General features: G+C 39.0%; 13 protein-coding genes. 7 read left to right on the top strand and 6 right to left on the bottom strand.

Features of this window, described 5'->3' with window-relative positions; translation table 11 throughout:
- Positions 1-44: 44 nt before the first annotated feature.
- Entirely contained in the window at positions 45-842 is a 798-nt protein-coding gene (locus K322_RS0117665) for a LicD family protein (RefSeq protein ID WP_026628070.1), read from the bottom strand.
- A 223-nt stretch (positions 843-1,065) separates the two neighbouring features.
- On the opposite strand from K322_RS0117665, the gene K322_RS0117670 reads away from it, so the two are divergent.
- The 7 genes from K322_RS0117670 (at position 1,066) to K322_RS0117700 (ending at position 9,719) form a co-directional block, all read left to right on the top strand.
- The gene (locus K322_RS0117670; protein ID WP_026628071.1) at positions 1,066-1,800 is read left to right on the top strand and encodes a lysophospholipid acyltransferase family protein; all 735 of its coding nucleotides are present in this window, start codon (positions 1,066-1,068) and stop codon (positions 1,798-1,800) included.
- A gap of 168 nt (positions 1,801-1,968) precedes the next feature.
- Positions 1,969-3,768, top strand: a complete 1,800-nt coding sequence (locus tag K322_RS19990; RefSeq protein ID WP_051290956.1) for a PBP1 and LysM peptidoglycan-binding domain-containing protein — start codon at positions 1,969-1,971, stop codon at positions 3,766-3,768.
- The gene (locus K322_RS0117680; protein ID WP_026628072.1) at positions 3,765-4,460 is read left to right on the top strand and encodes a porin family protein; all 696 of its coding nucleotides are present in this window, start codon (positions 3,765-3,767) and stop codon (positions 4,458-4,460) included. Before K322_RS19990 ends, K322_RS0117680 begins: the two co-directional genes overlap by 4 nt.
- 107 nt (positions 4,461-4,567) lie before the next feature.
- A complete protein-coding gene (locus K322_RS0117685; protein WP_026628073.1) occupies positions 4,568-5,995 on the top strand; it encodes a POT-type proton-dependent oligopeptide transporter in 1,428 nt (475 codons plus the stop codon).
- A gap of 415 nt (positions 5,996-6,410) precedes the next feature.
- Positions 6,411-7,820: a 23S rRNA (uracil(1939)-C(5))-methyltransferase RlmD gene (rlmD, locus tag K322_RS0117690; RefSeq protein WP_026628074.1), complete on the top strand. Its 1,410-nt coding sequence runs from the start codon at positions 6,411-6,413 to the stop codon at positions 7,818-7,820.
- Between the two features lie 136 nt (positions 7,821-7,956).
- Complete coding sequence (gene pncB, locus K322_RS0117695) at positions 7,957-9,117, top strand: nicotinate phosphoribosyltransferase (RefSeq protein WP_026628075.1); 1,161 nt, start codon at positions 7,957-7,959, stop codon at positions 9,115-9,117.
- A gap of 44 nt (positions 9,118-9,161) precedes the next feature.
- Positions 9,162-9,719: a cysteine hydrolase family protein gene (locus K322_RS0117700; protein WP_035332600.1), complete on the top strand. Its 558-nt coding sequence runs from the start codon at positions 9,162-9,164 to the stop codon at positions 9,717-9,719.
- Positions 9,720-9,764: 45 nt separating this feature from the next.
- Here the strand turns inward: K322_RS0117700 and mutL are convergent, their stop codons facing one another.
- The 5 genes from mutL to K322_RS0117725 all read right to left on the bottom strand — a co-directional run bounded on the left by mutL (position 9,765) and on the right by K322_RS0117725 (position 18,013).
- Positions 9,765-11,612: a DNA mismatch repair endonuclease MutL gene (gene mutL, locus K322_RS0117705; protein ID WP_026628077.1), complete on the bottom strand. Its 1,848-nt coding sequence runs from the start codon at positions 11,610-11,612 to the stop codon at positions 9,765-9,767.
- A 109-nt stretch (positions 11,613-11,721) separates the two neighbouring features.
- Positions 11,722-13,407: an OstA-like protein gene (locus tag K322_RS19995; protein WP_260204152.1), complete on the bottom strand. Its 1,686-nt coding sequence runs from the start codon at positions 13,405-13,407 to the stop codon at positions 11,722-11,724.
- 113 nt (positions 13,408-13,520) lie between these two features.
- Complete coding sequence (locus K322_RS0117715; protein ID WP_026628078.1) at positions 13,521-14,900, bottom strand: peptidylprolyl isomerase; 1,380 nt, start codon at positions 14,898-14,900, stop codon at positions 13,521-13,523.
- Positions 14,901-15,140: 240 nt separating this feature from the next.
- The gene (locus tag K322_RS0117720; RefSeq protein ID WP_051290958.1) at positions 15,141-15,980 is read right to left on the bottom strand and encodes a hypothetical protein; all 840 of its coding nucleotides are present in this window, start codon (positions 15,978-15,980) and stop codon (positions 15,141-15,143) included.
- Positions 15,981-16,042: 62 nt separating this feature from the next.
- Positions 16,043-18,013 carry a foldase protein PrsA gene (locus K322_RS0117725; RefSeq protein ID WP_026628080.1) on the bottom strand — a complete coding sequence of 657 codons (1,971 nt, stop codon included), beginning with the start codon at positions 18,011-18,013 and terminating at the stop codon, positions 16,043-16,045.
- Positions 18,014-18,424 lie beyond the last annotated feature (411 nt).

An 18,424-nucleotide genomic window follows, 5' to 3' on the forward strand; every position in this document is an offset into this window, starting at 1 on the left:
TTGTTGAGCCTTCAAGCATAAACAACGGGAACAGTTGTTATTGTTTATTTGTAGGTGACTTTCAGAAAGTGTGTCGCCCGTTCATCTTTCGGCGGAATCTGCATATAGTTTCCATACTGTTTACTTAGGTATGCATCAGGATTTGCAGGAGCCGAAAATACTTTTCCTTCGAATACGATGGTACTCGTCGGGAACATATACGATGCATGATGATTTGTGGTATTCCCTATACCGTAGCTGTGTAATATATTATCAGGTTTGGTTACCGTGCAGAATAATCGTGCAGCCCATTTGAATACAGCTCCTAAAGGATACATGATCAATGAAGTCGAATATTCGAAAAAATATTTGAAAGAGTGAAAAGGGCGTCCTCTTTTTATTCGCCGATATCCTCTTCCATAAAAATAATCAACAAAACTTTTCAGGGGTTTGTAACTCCTTTCCTCTGGGAATATATCTATATATACGCCTTTTTCGGTATATCTGTCGAGATTGTCATCTTCTTCATGCACAATGGAGTAGCGGTCTCTTACTTTCGAAAAAAGCAAACGGTACCCCTTGTCGTCTGGGGTTTGTAGATATAGGCTGTCGGGCAGGTCTTTCCTTAGAATTTTCAACAGTTTTTTGTAGTCATCCCAGAGAAGTTCAATATCTATGTCGTCATCCCACGGAATGAACCCACCGTGACGTGCAGCTCCAAGCAGGGTTCCACCACTCAACCAATAGGGTATATTGTGTTTATCGGCGATGGAGGTTACCGTAATTAAAATATCAAGCATCTTTAGTTGAAGCTTTCTTAATTCAGAGCCTTCAGGATTGTATTCGTTTAGATTTTCAGACATGTTTTCGATAATCGGATGTGCAAAAGTAAATAATGTAAATCAGTATTTGAAATAATTCTGTTGTTTAGTTACAAGTTACAAGACTGGCTGATCCATGATATGATATCTTTATCCGTCTATGAAATGAATTTGAGTTATGTAACATGTAAAAAAAGGAAAGCCTTATAATGACACAATTGTAAAAAAATGTATTTTTGTTTATCTGATCAATAATGTTTCTTAGATGAAGACTGTTTTCTCTTTTCTCTATCAATGGTTGATATTTACACCGATACTGGTGATTGTTACTATCATAACCGCAGTGTTGGTTATGTGTGGCTGTACAATCGGAAAACATAAATTCTGGGGATATGTTCCTCCGAAGTATTGGTCTAAGATAGTCTGCAGGGCTGCCTTATGCCGAATAAAGGTGAAGCTGAATCCGAAGGTCGATCCGGACAAATCGTATGTGTTTGTCGCTAACCATCAGGGCGCCTTTGATATTTTTCTGACATATGGTTATCTGAATCAGAATATCAAATGGGTACAAAAAGCTGAATTGAGAAAATTACCTTTTGTAGGGAAAGCTTCCGAAATAGCAGGTCATGTTTTTGTAGACAGCTCCAATTCGAAAGCGATGCTGCATACGATAGCTAAAGCCGAAAAAGAGCTGGTTGAAGGCGTATCGATGGTTATATTTCCTGAAGGTGCAAGGACTCTGAATGCCAAAATGGGACGATTTAAGAAAGGGGCTTATGTGATAGCTACACAGATGCAGCTGCCTATTGTGCCTATAACCCTGAATGGTCCTTATAACGTATTGAAAAGAAACACATCGACAATGCACTTCGGAAAGACAATGGAAATTATTGTGCATGATCCGATTCCGACCGAAGGGCTTAATGCTGATGATATCCAGCGATTGATAGACGAGAGCCGTCAGGTTATCGAATCAGGATTATGGCCAGAATTCAGATAAATCTTAGAATTGATCTTTGAGCCCGAATCTTTTTATAGTAGAATTCCGCTATATTTTATACCTTTGTGATCATAAGTAACTGTAAGTATTTAATGATATATTATTATAGGTTATTAATTACTTACTAAGACAATAAATAAGGTCTGAGACCTTAAAACGTATAAAAAGATGAATTTAAAAAGTATTAAATCCATTCTAATTTTAAGCTGTATAGCGTTGGTGTCATCACTAGAGGCTTCGTCAGGGATATTCGGGATAAATAATGAAATTACATTCAATCAGGTTGAGAAAAAGTATAGGTTGCATGTCGTCTCGAGAGGAGAAACTGCTTACTCCATATCTAAGCTGTATAATGTAGCCGTTGCAGATCTTTATATATTGAATCCGGAAATAGAAAACGGATTGAAAATAGGATCGACTATTAAAGTTCCCGACAATGGAACGGTAGTTGCACCTCAAACTCAAGTCCAAAACTCAGGAGCACAATACAATGGAGTGCGTCAGCATTTTGTAAAAGCCAAAGAAACTCTGTATTCGATTTGTAAACTGAATGGAATAACATTGGAGGATATCGTAGCTGCTAATCCTGAATTGAACGAGAAACCGTTGTACGTAGGTCAGCGGTTGGTTATACCGATGGGTGATGTGGGTGGTTCCGTGCCTGTTTTTACTCAACCCCGTCTGACAGCAAAAGAACTGAGACAGCATACGGTAGAGCCTAAAGAGACATTGTATGGAATATCCCGTTTGTACAATACTACTCCCGAGGCACTTATTGACCTAAATCCGGTGTTGAGGGATGGACTCAAGCAAGGAATGATAATTGCTATTCCCGAAACTGCTCAATCTGTAAATAATGTTCAGACTGTACCTGTAAAATCTACTTTGCAGGATATAAACGGATTGAATATCGGCGTGATAATGCCGTTTCTGAATAAATCGGAAGGACAGAGTGCCCGTTTTCTCGAATATTACGAAGGGTTTCTGCTTGCTTTGCAGGAAATGAAAGCAAAAGGTTTATCTGCCAATGTATATGTTTTTGATATGGGTTCGGAAACGGGTACTGCAAAGTTAAGGAGCCTGCTTGATACTTATGAGATGAAAAATCTGGATATGGTAATCGGAGGGGTATCTCCCGATCAAATATCAATAATGTCCGCATTTGCACAGAAACAAGGAATCAAATATGTGATTCCGTTCCCTACCAAAAAGCAGGAGATTCAGAATAATACACAGGTATTTCAGGTTAATACTCCGCACGAAGAATTGTATGTGAACGTATCTAAGGTATTTACACAGATATTTGCCGGAGCCAATGTTATTTGTATAACAGGTTATGCCGATGATAAGAAAGAATTTGTATCGACTCTTGAAAGCTATCTGTCTCGTTCTGGAGGGAGAATTCGGAAAATTGCGGCTAATCAGAGCTTGACTGCTAATCTTGCCTTGGCGATAGATCCTACCCGTAAGAATGTGATTATTCCAGCTTCGGGTTCAGTTCTGGCATTGCAGGCGGTACTTCCGGCATTAACATCTGTTACAGCCGAAAAGCCAGGTGTGAGCCTCACCTTGTTCGGACATACCGAGTGGCAGACTTACAATCAGTATCAAGCCGAGTTTGGAAAATATGATACATACTTTTATACTCCGTTTTATGCAAATGATTCGGACTATAAAGTATCCCGGTTTATCCAGAACTATAAGGGCTGGTATAACAATAAGTCTTTGATAAATACATATCCTAAATATGGAATGCTGGGGTATGATACCGGCTTGTATTTCTTGACTGCTTATTTGAATTATGGCTCTGATTTTCAGAATAAGATGGGTAACCTGTCAGTTCCGTCATTACAGACTCCGTTTACTTTTGAACGGACAAGATCCGATGGTGGATTCATGAATAATGGATTCTACCTGATCCATTATAAATCGAATGGTAGTATAGATAAAATCGAATACGGTAAATGAAAAAATTATTGCTGATCAGTTTGTTATTACTGTCGGTTTCTCTACAGTCTTACGGGCAGAACAAGTTTACTCCCGAATGGAATATCGGGGTTGGCTTTGGGTCTACATTTTCTTCAATGAGTATCGTTCCTACGAGTACAAAATTGAACTTCAAGACTCAATCCATGATGCAATATCAGGGTGGAATTTCAGTCCGATATATCTCCGATAAAAATGTGGGACTTATCGGTGAGCTGAATTATTCGCAGATGGGATGGGAAACTAAATTCGCTGACGAAACATTGGTGGCTAACAAACATCAGCATATGCTTAATTATATCAGCATACCTTTGCTTACTCATATTTACTTTGGTGATAAAACCCGTTTCTTTTTCAATCTGGGACCTCAGATCGGGATCTTATTGAGCGACAAGGAAAAGACTAATGACGCTTTTGACGAATGGCTTGTTACAGCCGATACTACTGTTTACTCCACAGACTTATATGGTTTAAAAGCCCAAAAGAAGATAGATTACGGTATCACTGCCGGAATGGGAGTCGAAATCCGTACGGGAATAGGAAATTTTGCTCTCGAAGGCCGTTATTACATGGGCTTTGGAGATATATATAATAACAAGAAACAAGATCCCTATTCACGATCTGCAAACCGTGTTATTTCAGTAAAGCTGACTTATTATATCAAGGCTTTTTAAGTTCTTTTCAGTGCAAATTGTATTTGCTCCAAAAAAAAATATAAATGAAAGACGGTCCGACAAGGCCTTATAATTATATTCTTATATATAACAGACTCTAGACTATTATGACAAAATTCTCTAAAGCCTTTTGGGTCGCCAATTCGGTCGAATTACTCGAGCGTTTGGCGTATTATGCTGTATTTATTGTATTAACCATCTACCTGTCGAATGTTTGGGGGTTTTCTGATATCGAATCGGGAATCATCTCCGGAGTCTTTTCGGCATTACTGTACCTCCTTCCTACTTTTGTAGGGGCTTATGCCGATAAAATAGGTTTCAGAACTTCTATTCTTATTGCATTTGCTTTACTGACGGTCGGTTATTTCGGATTAGGAATTTTTCCTACCTTATTTGAAAATGCAGGATTAGTTAAGTATGGAGCAGGAACTGGCGATGGGCTATTTTCTGCTTTTTTTAAGGACAGAGGACTCGTTACTTTCGGACACGATACCGAGTTTTCGGGATTGTTGGGTAGTGTTCAGCAATGGACTATTGTTCCGGTATTGCTATTGATCGTTATCGGTGGTGCATTTATCAAATCGGTGATATCGGGTACTGTGGCTCGTGAAACAACGGAGACTACAAGAGCAAGAGGTTTTGCTATCTTTTATATGATGGTAAATATCGGAGCCTTTACAGGAAAGACAGTTGTTGATCCGTTACGGAAAAGTTTAGGGGATGTTGGTTTGGTTTATCTGAACTATTTTTCGGCTTCGATGACATTGCTTGCTCTGATTGCTGTTTATTTTTTCTACCAATCGTCTAATACAACAGGCCAGGGGAAATCTTTCTCGGATATATTCAGGGCATTGGGTAAAGTTTGCTCTAATGGACGCCTTATTATTCTAATATTGATAGTGAGCGGATTCTGGATGGTACAGCAGCAAATGTATGCTACTATGCCTAAGTATGTTATCCGTTTGGTTGGAACAGATGCTTCGCCGGGTTGGATTGCCAATGTCAATCCGTTTGTAGTGTTCCTGTTGGTGAATGTTGTAACCTCTATTATGCAGAAACGATCGGCTTTGGTTTCAATGACGGTCGGAATGTTTATTATTCCTATATCGGCTCTGATAATGGCTACAGGAGCAATGATGAGTGACGATCTTATTTTCGGAGCTATTCATCCTGTAACTCTTATGATGATTATCGGTATTGCATTTCAGGCTTTGGCAGAATGCTTTATATCTCCCCGCTTTCTCGAATATTTTTCATTGCAGTCACCGAAAGGAGAAGAAGGGCTTTATTTAGGTTTCAGCCATTTGCATTCGTTTGTCTCATCTATATTGGCTTTCGGGCTTTCAGGGTTCTTGTTAGATAGGTATTGCCCCGATCCTAAGGGATTTACTCCCGAAGAATATATACATGCAACGGAACATGCTCATTATATCTGGTTCTTCTTTTTCGGTATAGGACTTGTTTCTGCCATCGCTTTAGTTATTTATGGTAAAGTGACAAGGAAGATAGATGGGGCAAAAGCTGCTGATATTTAAAATAGTCTGAGCTGATTATAACCTGAAAATATATGATTTAAATAAAACCCTTGGCTTGGTTAGCTGAGGGTTTTTTATCTATACAGAAATTAATGTGATAATAAAAAAAGACAATAGGTGTCATCTGAAAAAAGTACAATTTTGGAGTAACCTTTATTACCTTTTCGGGCGGCAGCTAAATCCCCTTTAGGGGACAGAGGGGTAAAAAGTATTATTCGAAAAGTGAATATAAAGTGCGTAACTTTTGTAACCTTTTGCTTTTACGAAGAAAAAAAGTTACAAAATCAGAATAGACTGATCAACCCTTTATTGAACGCCTAACCCTAAACTTGCATAAAATATATTACTTTTGCGTATCAATTAAGAAGAAAGTAACTTACCAAAGTAATAAGAAGGTCTTAGACCTTAAATAGAAATGAGCAGAAAGAAAAAAGCATTACCCCTATACCCTTCGGTAGAAGTGGTTACTGTTGCCGCTGAAGGAAAAGCAATAGCCAAAGTCGATAATATGGTTGTGTTTGTACCTTATGTAGTACCCGGCGATATTATTGATATACAGGTAACACGAAAGAAAAACAGTTATGCAGAGGGTAAAGCTGTCCGGTTTGAAAAATATTCGGACAATCGGTGCGAGGCTTTTTGCGAGCACTTCGGGATATGCGGAGGATGTAAATGGCAGATTCTTCCTTATTCCGAACAATTGAAATACAAACAAGATCAAGTATCTAACGACCTGACACGCATAGGTCATATCGAGATCCCCGAGATACAGCCGATATTGGGTTCTGAAAAGACTCAGTTTTACAGAAATAAACTAGAATTTACGTTTTCCAATAAAAAGTGGCTGACACTGGAACAGATTAATTCAGGAGAAGTATTTGAATATATGGATGCCGTAGGATTCCATATTCCCGGTATGTTCGATAAAGTATTGGATATAAACAAGTGCTGGCTGCAAGATGATATATCGAATCAGGTGAGAAACTTTGTGCGTGACTACTGTCATGAGAAAGGATATACTTTCTTTAACTTGAAGTTTAAAGGCGGACTGATGCGTACGCTCATTATCCGTACCTCGACAACAGGCGAACTGATGGTTATAGTTGTCTTTTATGAAGACGTTAAAGAGGCGCAGGAAGATATCTTAAATGCGATAGGAGACCGTTTCCCTCAGATTACATCCCTGTTATATATTCTGAATGAGAAGGCCAATGATACAATAACCGATCAGGAGGTATTGACATGGCGGGGCAATGATTACATATACGAAGAGATGGAGGGTCTTAAATTCAAGATCGGGCCTAAATCTTTTTATCAAACTAATAGCGAACAGGCTTATAACTTGTATAAAGTAGCCCGCGATTTTGCTGGACTGACAGGTGATGAACTGGTATATGACCTTTATACGGGAACAGGCACTATTGCCAACTTCGTGGCGAAGCAAGCCCGTAAAGTGGTAGGTATAGAATATGTGGAAGATGCTATTGAAGATGCAAAAGTTAATTCACTGAACAATAAAATAGATAACACCCTGTTTTATGCAGGCGATATGAAAGATATACTTACACAGGAGTTTATCAACGAACATGGTAAGCCCGATGTAATTATCACAGACCCACCGAGAGCCGGTATGCATGAAGATGTGGTCAATGTGATTCTTTTTGCCGAACCGCAACGTATTGTATATGTAAGTTGTAATCCTGCGACTCAGGCTAGAGATCTTAATCTGCTGGATGAAAAGTATAAAGTGGTAAAAGTTCAGCCTGTGGATATGTTCCCTCATACACATCATGTGGAAAATGTTGTATTATTGGAACGGAAATAAGGTCTCACAACTGTTTATTGTCCGGCAAGTATAACAGCCATAGTTTGTTATTATCTTAAAGATGGGACACTAAATCCTTACTGTTGCTTAACAAATAGGGCTGTTTGTATGTTTAATTCTAAAACATTTTGAAGGTATGATTCTAAAACATTTCACAGATAACGACCTGTATAAATTCTCTGTCATGCTGGCTATCCAGAAATTATATCCTTGGTCTTATGTTAGATATGAGTTTATAAACAGGGGGCATACTCAATTTCCCGAGGGATTTGCGGAAAGACTTAAAGAAGAAGTTGCAGCCATGTCGGCATTGAGAATGACAAGGGAGGAAAAACGATACATCTCGAAACGCTGTTATTTCTTCGATCCGGCTTTTATCGATTTTCTTGAAGGGTATCAGTATGATCCCGAAGAAGTGCATATAACTCAGACCGGAGGTGATCTCGAAATATATATCGAAGGATATTGGTATCGGACAGTTCTGTGGGAAGTACCTCTGATGGCTTTGGTTTCGGAGTTATATTTTATCATGACAGGAGCAGCTCCTGATGATGTGGAATCTCATGCGAAAGAAAAGGCTTTAGGGTTAGCCGAAATAGATGCAGACTATTCGGACTTCGGTACACGCCGCCGTTTTTCATTTGATGTTCACGATAAGGTTGTCGGAACATTGAAGGCTAATTCGGGCGATTATTTCAAAGGTACCAGCAATGTATATCTGGCAATGAAACATAATACTACACCGATAGGAACCATGCCTCACGAATGGTTTATGTATCATGGAGCATTGTTTGGTTACAGAGCTGCCAATATAAAGGCTTTAGAAGCTTGGGTAGATGTGTTTCAGGGCAGTTTGGGTATCACATTGACCGATACATATACAACGGATTCTTTTTTCAAATCATTCAGCCTTAAACAAGCGAAGTTATTTGACGGAGTGCGCTGCGATAGCGGTGACGTTCTCGAATTTACAGATAAGGCAATACAGTTTTATGAAGCCAACAGAATAGATCCGGCATCTAAGACTATTGTGTACAGTGATTCCCTCAATGTGGATGAAGTGAAACGTATCAAAAACTATGTAAATGGTCGCGTTCACGATACCTATGGTATAGGCACTTATTTTACGAATGATGTAGGAGTAAAACCTCTTAATATCGTAATAAAGCTGACTGCAATCAAGTCTAAACCGAAAGAGGAATTTTTGCAAGCTGTAAAACTTTCGGATGTAATGGGTAAGAATACCGGTAACGAAAAGGAGATTGAGATCTGTAAGATGACTTTGGGAATAGAATGAGAAAGAAAATATCGACCTTATTTTTAATTATAACTATGTTTGGGATGGTACACGCGAAACAGAAAGCTTTGATTATCATAGATATTCAGAATGATTATTTTGAAGGAGGGAATATGCCTCTGGTCGGAAGTCATGAGGCTGCGATAAAAGCAAAGGATGTATTAAAGTATTTCAGGGAGAAAAATTTACCGATCGTTCATATTCAGCATATTTCGAATAGGGAAGGGGCTGCTTTTTTTCTGCCCGGAACTAAAGGAGTAGAAATATATGATCTGGTAAGACCTGTAGAGGGTGAACAGATTATAGAGAAACATTTCCCCAATAGCTTTTTACAAACAGAATTGCAAAGTTACTTATCGGAAAAAGGGATTACCGAACTGGTTATCTGCGGTATGATGACAAGCATGTGTGTGGATGCAACAGTACGTGCAGCAAAAGACTTCGGCTATAATTGTACATTAATTGCAGATGCTTGCGCTGCGCCCGATCTAAGTTTTGATGATAAGGTCATCGGAGGATTGGATGTCAATACTGCCATAGTCGGAGCTCTCAGTTATTATTATGCCAGAGCTATCAAGTCCGAAGACTTTATAAAAGAGTAATAGTAATACGAATAATAAGAAGCGGTTTAAGTAAGGTTTCAGTCCTTACTTGAACCGTTTTTCAATTTCAGTATCTTCAATGACTGTAATTATCAGTTTGCCGTCAGGAGTATATTTATGAGAAGATGAGGCAAATAGCTTATCCACAATATTGGATGTCTCGTCTGTTGTCAGCTTATGTCCGTAAGGGATTGCTGCCGCGTATGCCATTGACAATGCCAGTGATTCTTGTATCTCTTCTTTTACGTCACTGCCTGTCTCTATACTCTTCGATACCATATTGTGTACAAGCTCCATCGGATTAATCTTATCCAATTCCGAAGGTACGCCGTTTATCGCATACGAATTATTACCCAGATTGCTGAGGTCGAATCCTACAGCCTCTATATCTTCAAGCAGATAAGGTATCATAGCGGCTTCTGAAGCCGAGAATTCGATTATTTCGGGGAATAGTGAACGCTGTGATATACCCCGCTTAAGTTTAATATTCTGTAAGAATTGGTCAAACAGTATTCTCACATGTGCCCTGCGCTGATCTATCATCATCAGACCCGATTTTACCGAGGTCAGTATATATCTGTTTTTATACTGATAATGTATCGTTGTATTGTCATCAGAAACTTGCTCTTCGAATAAAGTTCCCGCTGAAAAGCCGGATGGAGATTCTATGACTTGCTCTTCCTGATAGTCGGGTGTCGTGTCCTTCTCGAATCCCTTATAGAGGGTATCCCAATCGAAACTCGGACGATTGTATGATGATCCTCGGGATACACTGCCTGATGGCGACTTGAAGGGGTTATATGATGGGTCGATATTTATCTGAGGGCGTGCGGCCTGTACCGAATTGTCGTGAATGGGTATATCTATAGCACCATCAGTGTCAAAGTCGATGGTCGGTACTTCGTTGAACTTACCCAAAGCTTCTTTGGCTGTGGCTGCCAGTATCTGCCAGATGGGCTGCTCATTTTCGAACTTGATCTCGGTTTTGGTCGGATGGATATTTACATCTATAGTATCAGGATTTACATCCAGATATATAAAGAAATTAGGACTCTCTCCGGTTGGGATTAACGGCTCATACGCTGATGTAATTGCCTTCGCAAAGTATGGATGCCGCATGTACCTTCCGTTTACGAAGAAGTATTGCAGTGCCCTTGTTTTACGGGCTGATTCGGGCTTACCTATAAATCCCGATATTTTAGCTATCGTGGTTTCTATTTCAATGGCTATAAGTTGCTGGTTGAAGCTTTTGCCGACAACACTGATTATTCGTTGTTTAAGATTGGATGCGGGGTAACGTAAAACCTCTATCTCGTTGTCGATAAACGAAAACTCGATATCAGGATTTACCATTGCTATCCGTTCCAGTTCGGTCAGTATATTTTTGCGTTCGGTCTCATTCGATTTCAAAAACTTACGGCGTGCGGGAACATTGAAGAAGATATTTTTGATGGAAAAATTACTACCCGTTACACAAGCTGTTTCTTCCTGCTTTTCTACAACAGAGCCTGAAATAACCAAATGAGTTCCGATCTCATCTTCAGCTCTTTTGGTTTTTAAGTCGACCTGAGCTACAGAGGCTATAGAAGGTAATGCTTCTCCCCTGAAACCCATTGTACGAAGTGCGAATAAATCTTCGGCCGTACGTATTTTAGACGTGGCATGACGTTCGAATGCCAAACGTGCATCAGTAGGAGACATGCCCTTACCGTTGTCAATAACTTGTATGAGAGTACGCCCTGCGTCTTTGATAATAAGCTGTATGCTGGTCGCTCCTGCGTCGATGGCATTTTCGAGAAGTTCTTTAACAACAGATGCCGGACGCTGAACGACTTCTCCTGCTGCTATCTGGTTTGCTATCGAATCGGGCAGAAGGTGTATAATATCATTCATTGTTGCTGTTGTTTATATAAGTCGCAGCACCATTTTAATGTCATACTTTTCAGACACAATAAAAGCGGCTGTTTACTTTATAAGTTAATAAGAAGGCTTATCTTAAAATTTATTGAGAGACCGGAGGTGGGGTTGTCGTGGTCGTAGTACGGTTGGATCGCCGTTTGCTTGAATCCCATCCGGCTTTTCGCTGTACTTTACGGAAGACATCATCCCTGTTCAACGGTCTTATATAGTCATACCATTGAAAATCGGTAAGTTTACCTAACTCGGGTTTCAGATCGGCTAGGGGAGTCATTTTTCCTGTAGCCTTCGGCCAGAGTTTTATCTTTTGTATCTTCTTATCTTCAAAATCCATAGATAGAAAACTGCTCTCAGTCTGATTCATGCCCATCATCGACTTGTCCTTTTCTTCGGGATAGAAGATCGATTCGGCATTACCCGACACCAATATATGCTTTATACTCTTATTCTCGAAATAAGCCTTCAGGTCACGCCCTTTAACCTGATTGTAGTGGATAGAGTCTTTATCTTCTATCGCAAAAGCATTAGGCCATATATGAGTCCAATCTATTGTACTGTCGTTGAAGAATACTTGTATAGTATCACCTAATATCTGGTGGTTTTCATTCCATAAAATAGGGTTCTGATACATGTACAAGGTCGAATCTTTCGTGTTGAATTGAAGAGAATCGCATACACCTTGTAAGTCACTTCTGTAAAAACGAGCTCCTTTGTAAGCTTTCATTTCCCTGTATATCGAATCTGTTATCAGTTCAAGAGAATCTGCATGAAGGAACAAGCTGTCGGCTTGCGAATATTCGATCGCAAGTGCCGAATCTGTTGCCATTGCATAATTGGTTCTCTCGTTATAAAGTCCGTAATGACCGGTGAGAATAACCTTTTTGGTAGTATCCTGCAAATGCATATTGCCGAATACCTCACCGTATCCTTCTTTTTTATGATAAAATATTGAATCTCCGGTAAGAGTCCGGTCTCCTTCTTTATTGATAATGCGTGATTGATCGAGTAACAACGACTGCTCGGTACTGGTATTATACCATCCTTTGGTTGAATAGATCGTTGCACTGTCCGATTCGATACGTGTTGGACCTACTATTGTCGATATTTTGCTTTGGGTGTCATATAGTAGGGTGTCAGTGTACATCACAAACTTAGGATTTGTCAGACGGGCACTGTCTCTGAATAGTGCCATGTGTTTACCGGGTTCGTATTGTCCCCAGTAGGAAGTGAGTTCATTGAGTGAATCAACAAGCATTCCTCCGTCGAAATAATAGCCGATATTGCCTACACGATCATAATCTAAACTATCCGTGAAGAGGGTTACATCCTTATTTACCAGACGAACATTCTTCCGTACTTTAAGCAGTTTAATATCCCCTTCGTATTCGAGGTAGCTCCCGTATAGGAAAAGTGTATCGCCTTGTACAACCTGTACTGTTCCGAATGCTTCGAAACGGTTTGCGGCTTCGTCCAGATATGCACTATCACAATACATGACAATACCGTCGTGATATAAGATAACACTATCTTTGAGTATTTGCGGCTCGAAACCTATCCTGCGGTCAAGAAACAGAGCTTTCCTTATCTCTATCACCTTTTTCCCTCCTTTGGCAGGGTGAGCCTTTGGTGCTTGTGTTGTCATCGGAGGTTTTTGCTGCGTTTTTTGCTGAACCCAGGCTTGTGCTGAACCATATATAACAAGCAGGCACAAAATAGCTGCTATATGCATTTTGCGCCTGTTGTTTATAAATTGTTTTATGTACTTATTCATTGTAAAGGCCTCAGACCGTAGTGTAATTATCTATATACAAATATAGCTGAAATACTCCGTTCGGACAGAAAAATATCCATTAAAAGTAATCTCTCTATAAGATCGAGAATATCTTACTTGTTGTTTTTGATCCATCCGGAATGTTGGAAATCACAGTTTTTCCAATCATCGTCAATCCTCACATAAGTAGTCTTGATTTTGTCCTGTACCCATTTTTTCAAAACCTCTTCTCTCTTTTTTCCTTCGACTATGGATTTCATTACCTGATAGTCGTCAGATAAATTGGCCTTATGAGAATTTACACGTTGACGAACTTTTACAATTGCAACAGTTTGCTTACCGTTGCTTCCGATCATAGTGAATGGTTTTGACAGTTCTCCTACCTGAAGTTTATCTACAGATTTCGCTACCTCCTGAGGCAGGTCTTCCATTCTGAAACGTGATGTTCCCGAATAATTACTGTATTCGTTTTTGTTGACCATCAACCCTTTGTTGTTGCGGGTGTCTTTATCTGCGGAAATGTATGATGCAGCTTCTTCAAATGTAAATTTCTTAGCATTTAAATCTATAACCAAAGAATCCATTCTTGCAGAAGTTTTCGCTAATTCTTCGGCAGGTATAGTTGGCTTAAGAAGAATATGACGGACATTGACGCGGTCTCCTCTTTTTTCTATGAGTTGTATTATGTGATATCCATACTCAGATTCAATAACATTTGAAACTTTGCTGGGGTCGTTCAATGAGAATGCCGCATTGGCAAATTCGGGTACAAGCTGTGCTCTACCCATAAAACCTAGTTCACCTCCTCTTTTAGCCGATTCTGTATCTTCTGAATATAGTAGAGCCAGAGTCGAGAAGTCTGTTTCTTTGCGGTTTACACGATCGGTAAAGTCTCTCAGTTTATTTTTTACAGCGTCGATTTCCGCCTGTGGAACTTTCGGATTCATTGTGATGATCTCAATTTCGACTGTTGTCGGGATGAACGGTAAACTATCCTGAGGAAGGTCTGTATAATAGTTACGTATTTCGGAAGGTGTAAGCTTTATATGTCCTACAATGTTCTGCTGAACTTTGTTTACTATTTCATTATCACGAACCTGTTCTCTCCACTCTTCACGCAGTTGCGAAATGGTTTTACCTAAATATTCTTCCAGTTTTTCTTGAGAACCAAGAGATGCTATTGCATTGCTGATACGTCTGTCCACAGTACGGCTGACAGTAGAGTTTTCGACATCGATACTATCAACTTTTGCTTGGTGGAGGAATAATTTTTGTACAGCTAATTGTTCGGGTATCAAACAATAAGGATCTCCGTCGAAATGTTCTTTTTCTAATTGCATTTGCAGTCTTACGGCTTCTACATCCGATTTGAGTATAGCTTCGTCTCCGACTACCCACACTATCTGGTCGATAACATTGTCTTGCGCGTTTGCACTAAATAGTATCGTGCAGAACAAACTGATGAAAAATACGGTTTTCTTAAGAACGGTCATTATGTATTTTATTAAGTAAAAGCTAGTAAGGTCTCAGACCTTTTTATTCTATGTCATGAGACATTTCTCGCGATTTGGCAAAGTAACAAAAAAGTCAAAAAACCAAAAGTGGCGTAAATATAGTAATAATCGAAAGAATTTATATTTTGAATATATTAAAAGAAGTTATTAATATTTCATACTTCTTTAAGGTATAAGGCCTTTTTGATATTTTAGAAGCACATCGGAAAAAGAAAATCGTTATTTTTTCTTCTGGGCTGTATTTTCTTCTTTGTAATATTTTATTTGTTTTTTGTTCTCTGCCGACTGTAAAAGATCTGCTTCAAATGTTTTTAAAAAGGTCTCCCTGTTTTTGTTAATTAGAATATCAGTGATCTCCGATTTTGAGTATTCGTAAGGGGCCTTAGAGCCGGCGAGGGCATATTCTTCGATATGCAGAAAATATACATACAGAGAATCTTGTGTTTCGTAATTCTTATTATTTTTGACAAATTGGCTTTGGTCGCTGATAGATACCGGTATGTTGGAGGCTATGTCGTCGAAGTTGACCCATTTATCATAAAAATAATCATAAATAACGGCATTTTGCAATGAGGCTTTTTCTATTTTTTCTTTTGCAGCATCTGTATTCGACTGATACCATTGTCTGAAATTTTTAACTTCGGACGAAGACTGCGGTATTTTAAGAAATAAGCCTTTGACTAAACATGATTGCAGTTCGAAACTTTCGGGATGTTTGTCATAATAGTCTTTCATCTCGGTTTCGGTTATCTTTTTCGACAATTCTTCTTTCAGCAGCTGCTCCAGATAAGTGAATGTGGTTAATGACTGTCGGTAATTTTCAACCATTTCGTCAATACTTTGCTGATCAGTAACGTTTTGTTTTGCTTTTTCATAAATGAGTTCGTCTTTTATCCACATTTTTATGTATGCGTCCGCAGCCTGAGTACTGTCTGCCGCACTCAATCCCGATGGTATTGCATTATTCAGATCGGCAAGATACAAGGTCTTTCCATTGACAGAAACTATCGGCGAATCGTCTTTATTCGGCGCTGCACTTTCTTTGTCGGAACAACTCATCAAGATTGAGATTGAAGCGAAATATATGACGGCCTTTTTTAGGGAGCCAGAGATTGATTGAGTCATTGCTGATATTTTTGAGTCAGGCGTTTCAAGGCCTCGTTATTTACTACTACTTTATGTTTTTTGATAATATATTCTGTCCATTGTTTTTCCAATGCGTCCTGATAATCCTGAATCACAAGCCCTTTTACATCTTCGAATGTCTGGGGTTGATCCAACATTTTTCCGTGTATGAAGAAGAACGGATAGCCAACTACTTCTTTCTTTATCTCGGTCTTATAAAGAGTATTATCTACAAAATCATTTTCGCCTTTAGCCCAAATACCCTTTTCGATATATAAAGGTTTGATGGAATCGTTGCTGAAACTCTTGGTGAGTATCTGTATAAAGTTATCCTGAGAACCGTATTCATTTTGTATAGCTAACGCCTTGTCAAAAGCAGCACGGTCTTTTAGGTATATAACATATCCTTTGTATTTCGGTTCTGTCCATGTGTACTTATTTCTGTTTCGGTCGAAAGTTTTGGTCAAGCCTTCGGTGTCTATAGATGCCTTAGTCCATATCTCTTTATCCATAACGGTAAACAGTAATATACCGTCATAATACTCCTGCAAAAGATGTTTTAACTCGGGTGTATCATCTATGATTCTTTTTTCATTTACTTCTGTTAATTTGTTTAGGACAAATCCATCCAGTTTTTCATAAACTATATCGGTAGATAATGTCGACTTTGCAGATAAATTATTGAAAATATAATCAATGAAATCCGAAACGTTATGCTCTGTATTTCTGATTGTTACTAGTTTTTTGTTATATAAATCAGGTAAATTTTTGAAGAACAAACTATCCGAAGCATGATGTGTATCGGCTATGTCAAGTATGCTTCTCAACACCTTGCTGTTGATGGCATATGGATATTTTTGTGATAATCTTTTTAATTTCAGAGATTCTATGTCTCCATTACGATTGTGTTTCTCCATTTCGCTAATCAGATCGGGTTTGATCTCAGGCCAAGGATCGAGATGTACTTTTCCTATCAGCTTAAATATATGAAAACCGTAATCGAATTCGATCGGACGGGTATAGTCTTTAAGTTTTTTCAGGCTGTAAAATATCGAGTCGAATTGGGGTATAAGATTACTTCTTGTGCTAAACCATCCTAAATCGCCTCCTTTCGGAGCGGTTGCCCTGTCTGCCGAGATTGCCTGACAAATCCCTTCGAATGGTTGATTGTCATCCAAATCGGTTATAACCCTCTGCGAAAGGCTTCTTACGCTGTCTTTTTCGGCTTGTGTGGCATTCTCGGGATATAGGAACAAGATGTGGGCTATGCGTACTTCGCCTCTGTCGGGTCTTTTGCGATATGTTTTTACCAGATAATAGCCGGTATTAGTTCTTATTGGTTCGGATAAACTGCCTGTGGGTGTATTGTAAATGGCGTCTTCCAATATTTGGGGAGAAGTAAGCGCAGTTGCCCAGACTATATCTTTTTCAGCAGGAGATTCTGGAGCCGGATACAGGCGGGCTGTTTTTCGGTATTCACTATCGGGTGCATTGATGATTGATGCTCTTATTTCTTTAATTTTATTATATGCCGCCAAAGTATCTTTTGGGAACAATTTGTCTGAAGTAAACGGAATATAGATTTTACTTACTTCAACATTATATTGCAGGCGGTCGTATACCAGCTTAGCTGCAGTTTCTGCGGATGCGGTATCGTTGATATATTTATTTTTGGTTGATTCTGCATATTTGTTATACTCCGAAACAAATACAGGATCTTTGTCGAGACCTGACGCTTCGGCTTCGGCGACCTTGATTTTAAGGAGGCTAAACGATTTTAGAAAATCGGGTATCGTTACCGGAGGTTGTATGTTGTTTTTTCGGTCTTTGAGGTAAGCGTATTCAAAGTCTTCAACAGAGACTGTTTTTTTGTCTATTTTGAATAGATAGTCGTCAGTCTTCTGAGCAAATACCCCGACTGTCATAAATAGGAAAAGAAAAAGACCTGAGATTTTCAGTTTATTCATGATTAAGTGTGATAATTTGATAAGCCAATTTAAGGTCTCAGACCTATTTGCCTCATCTTCGCTTCGGCAATTGTTAATTATTGGCTTAATAAGTGTAAATACGATAGATAGTCATCGCTTTTGGATGTGTCATTGAATACTATCTGTTACTTATTGTATTGCAAATATATGAAGTTTTTCCGAAACTGGAGTCTGACAGGCCGAAACCGAATTCTGTATGGACTGAGGGTGTATTGCATACTTTTGATAATGGACACACAAGTATATAAAGTATGGAATAACAGCTAAAAGAAAATATCTTTTTTGTTCAGGGGTACAGATCCTTTTATTCGTTTTTTATCTATAGGGAAAGTGACCTTTGGGAGCAGGCTCTCTTGTTAAAAAAGGTTCTTTGAATAGCCGGAGAAATCT

This window comes from Indolivaga capnocytophagoides DSM 22835 (genome assembly GCF_000426485.1).
Lineage (GTDB): Bacteria > Bacteroidota > Bacteroidia > Bacteroidales > Dysgonomonadaceae > Dysgonomonas_A > Dysgonomonas_A capnocytophagoides.

Excerpts from the sequence above, each read along its gene's own strand:
- K322_RS0117700 (WP_035332600.1), top strand. The coding sequence starts at position 9,162 with ATGGTACACGCGAAACAGAAAGCTTTGATTATCATAGATATTCAGAAT.
- mutL (WP_026628077.1), bottom strand. The coding sequence starts at position 11,612 with ATGAATGATATTATACACCTTCTGCCCGATTCGATAGCAAACCAGATA.
- rlmD (WP_026628074.1), top strand. The coding sequence starts at position 6,411 with ATGAGCAGAAAGAAAAAAGCATTACCCCTATACCCTTCGGTAGAAGTG.
- K322_RS19990 (WP_051290956.1), top strand. The coding sequence starts at position 1,969 with ATGAATTTAAAAAGTATTAAATCCATTCTAATTTTAAGCTGTATAGCG.
- K322_RS19995 (WP_260204152.1), bottom strand. The coding sequence starts at position 13,407 with ATGAATAAGTACATAAAACAATTTATAAACAACAGGCGCAAAATGCAT.
- K322_RS0117665 (WP_026628070.1), bottom strand. The coding sequence starts at position 842 with ATGTCTGAAAATCTAAACGAATACAATCCTGAAGGCTCTGAATTAAGA.
- K322_RS0117685 (WP_026628073.1), top strand. The coding sequence starts at position 4,568 with ATGACAAAATTCTCTAAAGCCTTTTGGGTCGCCAATTCGGTCGAATTA.
- K322_RS0117725 (WP_026628080.1), bottom strand. The coding sequence starts at position 18,013 with ATGAATAAACTGAAAATCTCAGGTCTTTTTCTTTTCCTATTTATGACA.
- K322_RS0117715 (WP_026628078.1), bottom strand. The coding sequence starts at position 14,900 with ATGACCGTTCTTAAGAAAACCGTATTTTTCATCAGTTTGTTCTGCACG.
- K322_RS0117720 (WP_051290958.1), bottom strand. The coding sequence starts at position 15,980 with ATGAGTTGTTCCGACAAAGAAAGTGCAGCGCCGAATAAAGACGATTCG.
- pncB (WP_026628075.1), top strand. The coding sequence starts at position 7,957 with ATGATTCTAAAACATTTCACAGATAACGACCTGTATAAATTCTCTGTC.
- K322_RS0117680 (WP_026628072.1), top strand. The coding sequence starts at position 3,765 with ATGAAAAAATTATTGCTGATCAGTTTGTTATTACTGTCGGTTTCTCTA.
- K322_RS0117670 (WP_026628071.1), top strand. The coding sequence starts at position 1,066 with ATGAAGACTGTTTTCTCTTTTCTCTATCAATGGTTGATATTTACACCG.